Annotated in this window: 6 protein-coding genes; 5 read left to right on the top strand and 1 reads right to left on the bottom strand. The window is 64.5% G+C overall.

Features of this window, described 5'->3' with window-relative positions:
• The first annotated feature begins 164 nt into the window (after positions 1 to 164).
• Positions 165 to 3560: a DUF8508 domain-containing protein gene (locus ABWP50_RS10405; protein ID WP_353217924.1), complete on the top strand. Its 3396-nt coding sequence runs from the start codon at positions 165 to 167 to the stop codon at positions 3558 to 3560.
• Between the two features lie 55 nt (positions 3561 to 3615).
• Here ABWP50_RS10405 and ABWP50_RS10400 read toward each other — a convergent pair whose 3' ends face one another.
• Positions 3616 to 4512: an MBL fold metallo-hydrolase gene (locus ABWP50_RS10400; RefSeq protein WP_353217923.1), complete on the bottom strand. Its 897-nt coding sequence runs from the start codon at positions 4510 to 4512 to the stop codon at positions 3616 to 3618.
• Positions 4513 to 4577: 65 nt separating this feature from the next.
• On the opposite strand from ABWP50_RS10400, the gene ABWP50_RS10395 reads away from it, so the two are divergent.
• The 4 genes from ABWP50_RS10395 to ABWP50_RS10380 all read left to right on the top strand — a co-directional run.
• Positions 4578 to 4919 carry an ArsR/SmtB family transcription factor gene (locus ABWP50_RS10395; RefSeq protein ID WP_353217922.1) on the top strand — a complete coding sequence of 114 codons (342 nt, stop codon included), beginning with the start codon at positions 4578 to 4580 and terminating at the stop codon, positions 4917 to 4919.
• The gene (locus tag ABWP50_RS10390; protein WP_353217921.1) at positions 4891 to 5430 is read left to right on the top strand and encodes a rhodanese family protein; all 540 of its coding nucleotides are present in this window, start codon (positions 4891 to 4893) and stop codon (positions 5428 to 5430) included. Before ABWP50_RS10395 ends, ABWP50_RS10390 begins: the two co-directional genes overlap by 29 nt.
• Before the next feature lie 5 nt (positions 5431 to 5435).
• Entirely contained in the window at positions 5436 to 6227 is a 792-nt protein-coding gene (locus ABWP50_RS10385; RefSeq protein ID WP_353217920.1) for a sulfite exporter TauE/SafE family protein, read from the top strand.
• Between the two features lie 7 nt (positions 6228 to 6234).
• The coding region (locus ABWP50_RS10380; protein WP_353217919.1) for a hypothetical protein at positions 6235 to 6473 on the top strand (239 nt) is incomplete at its 3' end.

Below are 6473 nucleotides of genomic sequence, written 5' to 3'. Positions count from 1 at the left end.
GGCCGCTTTGACCGGGCCGCGCACATTGAAATTCGGCCCTGCTCTTGCAACGCCAAATCGCCGCAATAATAGGGCGCCGTTAGCCACAATCGACCTGTGCTGTCATGGCATTGCAACCTTTCATCCCTACCGATCACTTAATTTCAAAACGCGCAGGAACCGCCATGACCATCACCCCGCACAAGCTTGCCGACGCCGACTTCCTGCAGGACTGGAGCAATGCCGGGCTGATCACCGCCAACGACGATTGGTCGGGCGTGGCGAGCATCACTGGTTATATCGGCGACTTGTCTGGCACCACTGGCGGGCGCGATGCGCGCACCCTTACCGCCGCTGGACAACTGGGCCCGGTGGACGTGGTGGCCAACAGCGCAAATCCCAACAACGGATCGCTGGCTGGCGGCGTGCATGAATTTGCCATCACCAATCCCACCATCGGCCTGAATGGTTCCGGCACCGCGGATGCGCCCAATATCGTGGTGTTTCTGGATTCGACTGGTCGTCAGGATGTGCGGGTGCGCGCGCTGATCCGTGATATCGATTCCACCGACGACGCCACCCAGCAGCTGGTCGTGCAATGGCGGACAAGCGGGGGGAGCACCTGGAGCGAAGCCGCCTATTTTGCCGACGTGACGGCAACGGGCGCGACGATGACCACCAATGTCGATGTGACGCTGCCTGCCGGCGCGAACAATTCGGCTGGCCTGGAAGTGCGTTTCCTGACGACAAACGCAGTCGGTACCGACGAAAGCATCGGCATCGATGATATCAACATCAGCAGCACTGCGATTGCCGGGCCGGTGGTGGACACCACGCCGCCGGTGCTGATTGCCGTCAATCCGGCCGATCCCGATGACGGCGCCACCGCCGTGCCAGTCGCCACCAATATCGTGCTGCGCTTTTCCGAAACCGTGCAGGCCGGCACGGGCAGCTTCACCCTGTCCAACGGCACTGACGTGCGCACCATCGCCGTGGGCGATGCGCAGGTGAGCATTTCCGGCAGCGAAGTGACCATCAACCCGGCGACCGATCTGGTTGGCGGCACCGCCTACCAGCTCACGGCGCCGGCTGGTGTGCTGCGCGATGCGGCGGGCAACAACTTTGCTGGCCTGGCGGCGGGCGCGCTTGATTTCACCACGCTGGCGCCGCTGACGCTGCGCACGATTGGTGAAATTCAGGGCCTGGGCCATGCCAGCCTGTTTCTGGCTCAGGTCGTGCTGACACGCGGCGTGGTTACGGCCATCGACAGCAACGGATTTTATATCCAGTCCGCGATCGGCGCGACGGACGGCGATGACCGCACCTCCGATGGTATTTTCGTGTTCACCAGCGCCGCGCCCAGCGGCATCACCGTGGGCCAATTGCTGGAAGTGCAGGCGACGGTGCGGGAATTCCTGCCCGGCAACGACGCCGGCAATCTCACGGTAACGCAGCTGTCCAGCCCGAGCTTCACCAGCCTTGGCACCGCCGCCGCCGACGCCGTGGTGATCGGCACGGGTGGCCGGCTGCCGCCGACGCAGATCATCGATAACGACGGCTTTGCGACTTATGATCCGGCGCAGGACGGCATCGATTTCTGGGAATCCCTGGAAGGCATGCGCATCACCATCGATGCGCCGACGGCGATTTCCAACACCAACAATTTTGGCGAAACCTATGTTGTCGCGTCCGGCGGCGCGGGTGCCACCGGGCAGGCCCCCAACGGCGCGTTGACGCTGGCGGCAAATGATTTCAATCCCGAACGCATCCAGCTTGATAATGACAATGGCCTGTTTGCCGGCTTCAACAATGCCTTCTCGATCGGCGACCGGCTGTCGAATGTTACCGGGGTCGTGTCCTACGGCTTTGAAAGCTTTGAGCTGCTGGTGACGGAGGCCGTGACCACCACGCTGGATGCCACCCAGCCGCGCGAGGAAACCTTGTTGGCCGGAGCAGCCGACAAATTGTCGGTCGCCAGCTACAATCTTGAAAATGTCGCGGCCAATAGCTCAGCGGCAAAGCTGGCGGCGCTGGCCGGCGATATCGTGAACAATCTGCGGGCGCCGGACATCATCGGCGTGCAGGAAATTCAGGATGCCAATGGTCAGGCCTCCGGCGGAAGCCTGTCGGGCCAGGCAACGGCGGATGCGCTGATCGCGGCAATTATCGCAGCTGGCGGCCCGGCCTATGCCTATGCCGAAGTGGCACCGACCACCGCCAACAGCACGGGCGGCGCGCCCAATGCCAATATCCGCAACGGCTATCTTTATGATCCGTCGCGGGTCAGCCTGGTGGCTGGATCGGTGCAGTTGATCGAGGGCAGCGCCTATTCCGGCACGCGCCGGCCGCTGGTGGCCAGCTTTGAATTTAATGGCGAGACGGTCACGCTGGTCAACGTCCACATGACATCGCGCCTCGGGTCCGATGGGCTGTCGGGCGCCATCCAGCCGCCGGTGAATGCCGGTGACCAGGCGCGCATCAACCAGGCCCAGGGCGTGCGCGATTTCATCGATGCCCAGCTTGCGGTCAATCCGCAGGCGCGCATCGCTGTGCTGGGTGATTTCAACGGCTTTGGCTGGGAAGCCAGCATCGGCCGGCTGACCGCGAACGGCGCCACGCAGAATCTGTCGGATCTGCTGCCGGCTGAACAGCGTTTCTCCTTCCAGTTCGATGGCAACAACCAGCAGCTTGATCATATTCTCGCGACGTCCAGCCTGGCGCAGTTTGCCGGGTTCGACGCGGTGGCGCTCAACAGCCAGCAGACGGAAGATCAACGCGGCGGCTCCGATCATGACGCCATGCTGGCGCTGTTTGAAATCCCGGTGGAAATCGTCGGCACCTCGGCCCCCGGCTATGAGGCGCTGCGCGGCACTGGTCTGGCAGAACGCATCCTGGGCCTGGACGGCAATGACCGCATCGAAGGCAATGGCGGCAATGATTGGCTGTTTGGCGGCGAAGGCAATGATGTGCTGGTCGGCGGCAGCGGCACCAACCGCCTGTTCGGCGATGCCGGCGTTGACAGCTTTGGCGGCGAAACCGTGGCCGGCGTGCAGATCATCGATGGCGGCGCCGGCGTGCACGACCGCCTGGTGGTAAGCGCCGCCGGTGGTACGGTTACGGTCGATCTGGTTGCCGGCACGATCAGCGGCGGCCTCTATCTTGCGGGCTCGACCATTCGTAATGTTGAAAATGTCGATGGCCGGGCGGCACCGGCTGCGCTGGTGGCGACAGGCGACAGTGTGGCCAACGTGCTGAATGGCGGCAACCTGGCCGATATCTTGAGCGGCGGCGGCGGCAACGACCGGTTGATCGGCGGCCTTGGCCCCGACACGCTGACGGGCGGCATCGGCAACGACCGGTTCGAATTCCGCCCGGGCGACGTGGACGGCGATATGGTGCTTGATTTCGACGGGCGCGGCGCCGCGTGGGGCGACACGCTGGTGTTCCAGGGCTTTGGCCCCGGCGCATCCATTTCGAACGTCGGCGAAATCTGGACGATCAACTACGGTGCCGGCCTGACCGAAAGCTTCCAGTTGCTCGGCGTCGAGACGCTTGCGCCGGGCGATGTCGTTTTTGGCTGATGCCAGCGTGCTGGCGTCACGAACGGCCTGGTGCCGGCCGTGACGCCAGCCCTGTTCACAGGATCGTCAGCGGCAGCCTGAGAAAGCGGCGGCCCTGTGCGTCGGGCGGCGGCAGTTCGCCAGCGGCGATGTTGACCTGCAGGCTGGGCAGGATCAGCGCCGGCGGTGCCAGCGTCTGGTCACGGGCGCGGCGCATCGCAATGAACTGATCGGCCGTGATGCCGTCGTGCACATGGATATTGCCAGCCTTTTGCGCGGCCACCGTAGTTTCGCAGGCAAATTCGCTGCGCCCTGAAACCGGCAGATAATCATGGCCGACAAACAGGCGGGTCGTTTCAGGCAGCGCCAGGATGCGGGTGATCGAGGCGTATAATGTGGCGGCATCACCACCCGGAAAATCGCAGCGCGCCGTGCCGTAATCCGGCATGAACAGGCTGTCGCCCACAAACGCCGCATCGCCAATCACATAGGTGACACAGGCCGGCGTGTGGCCCGGCGTGTGCAGCACGCGAATGGCCAGATTGCCCAGCGGCAGCACCGCACCATCATCAACCAGCACATCGAACTGGCGGCCATCGGTGGCCAGATCATCCATGCCGAACCGCGGCGCAAACACCTGCTGCACCTTGGTAATTTGTGAACCGATCACCAGCGGAGCGCTGCTGCGGTCGCGCAGCCAGTGGCCGCCGGCCAGATGATCGGCGTGGGCGTGGGTTTCCAGCACCCATTTCAAACTGAGGCCGCGCTGCTGCACCACATCTAGCAAGTGATCGAGGCCGGTATGAGACACGGTCGCAGCCTTGGCATCATAGGCCAGCACGGCATCGATGATGGCGGCAGCGCCGGTTTCGGGATCGGCCACCAGATAGGTCCAGGTGTTGGTGCCGACATCGAAATACGGGGTGACATCGGGGCGGCCGGTGGGGGCCGGTGCAGAATCATTTGCGGTCATGTGCGTACCCTTTCGGTCTTCATATTAGATATTGCTACATTAGAATCAACTGATATGTTGCCACCATGACACCAGACGAACTCGCCCGCTTCGAAGGCTCTGCCGCTGCCGCATCCCGCCTGCTCAAGGCCATGGCCCATGATTCGCGGCTGCTGGTGCTGTGCCAGCTGGTTGGCGTTGAACGTGCTGCTGGCCAGATTGCCACGCGCTTGTCGCAATCGGCGCAATCGCAGCATTTGGCGCTGCTGCGCGCCGAAGGCCTCGTGGCCACGCGGCGCGAAGGACAGACGATCTACTACCGCATTGCCGATCCTGCCGTGCAGGCGGTGATCACCACCCTGGCCGGCATTTTCTGCCCACCGGCCCAACCGGAGACACATGATGTTGCCGCTGATTTCACCCATTGATGCCGCCGCCCTGCTCGCGGACGGCAAAGCCATATTGATCGACGTGCGCGAAGCCGACGAGTTTTCCAGCCGCCATGTTCCCGCAGCCTTGTCGCGACCGCTCAGTGTGGCCGACGCCGGCCCGCTGGTGTGCGGATCGGGCATCGACATGATCTTCACCTGCCTCAGCGGCGGCCGCACGTCTGCCAATGCTGCACGATTGGCGGCGCTGGCGCCCGCCGGCCGCGGCCACATTTTGGCCGGCGGCATCAACGCCTGGGGCAAGGCCGGGCTGCCCCTGACCGGCAGCAGCCAGACTGAAGGTGCGGCGCCGTTGCCGATCATGCGGCAGGTGCAGATTGCCGCTGGCGCGCTGGTGCTGGCCGGTGTGCTGCTCAGTGTGCTGGCGGCGCCGGCGTGGATCTTGCTGTCGGCATTTGTCGGCGCTGGGCTGACCTTTGCCGGCGCATCGGGTTGGTGCGGCATGGCGCGGCTGCTGGCAGTGATGCCGTGGAACCGCGCGGCGGCATGATCTGAATGGACATGCTGCTTGCCTCCGCCGGCTCCGCCAATCTGCCGGTCGCCGTGGCCAGCGGCGCCTTCATTGCGCTGCTGCTGGGCTTGTTTGGCGGCGGCGGTTCGGTGCTGGCGACGCCGCTGCTGATCTATGCTGTCGGCCTCACCGATCCGCATGTCGCGATTGGCACCGGCGCTGCGGCGGTCGCCTTGAATGCGGCCGGCAATCTGGCGGTGCAAGCCCGCGCCGGCACCGTGAAATGGCCGTGCGCGCTCAGCTTTGCCGCGGCGGGCCTGGTCGGCGCACTCGTCGGCGCGGCGCTGGCGCAGCGACTGGACGGCCAAAGCCTGCTGACGGCGTTCGCCTTTGCCATGTTTGCCGTGGGCGCGGCGATGCTGCGGCCGGCTGGCGCGGCCGGCAACGCCGATGTGCGGCTTGATCTGGGCATCACGCTGAAATTGCTGCCGGCAGGCTTTGTTGTTGGCTTGCTCGCCGGATTTTTCGGGATCGGCGGCGGCTTTCTGATTGTGCCCGGCCTGATGGCTGCGGCCGGCATGACCATGGCCAACGCAGCGGCATCATCGCTGGTTTCGGTGCTGGTGTTCGGCGTCGCCACCGCCAGCACCTATGCCGCGGCAGGCCGTATTGATGGCCCGGTGCTGATCGCCATGGCAGCGGGCGGCATCGTCGGCGTGGCGGCAGCCCGCTGGCTGGCCCCGCGCCTGGCCGCGCGGGCGGCGCTGGCGCGGCGGCTGTTTGCCTTGATGGTCATCGCCACGTCGCTCTATGTCGGTTGGCGTTCGCTAGGCTAACTGGCGTTTGGCTGAATTGGCAGCAAAACTGCAACATTCATGCTGGCGACAGCCACTATCTGTCAGACAGGCCGCATCGCTCCTGAAAAAGGCCTCGATCACCATGTCAAAACCGACCATCGCGCATTGCGTTTCCATCCTTTTGGCCATGGCGGTGGGCGGCTGCGCCAATAGCGATGCGGTAACCGGCACGGCGCCGGATTATCCGCCCGGCTATCAGCCGGTGATGGGCGGTTATGCGGCCAA

Source organism: Sandarakinorhabdus sp. (assembly GCF_040398645.1).
Classification (GTDB): Bacteria; Pseudomonadota; Alphaproteobacteria; order Sphingomonadales; family Sphingomonadaceae; genus Sandarakinorhabdus.
Note: the sequence above shows the minus strand (reverse complement) of the source record. Positions and strands in the feature narration are given on the sequence as shown.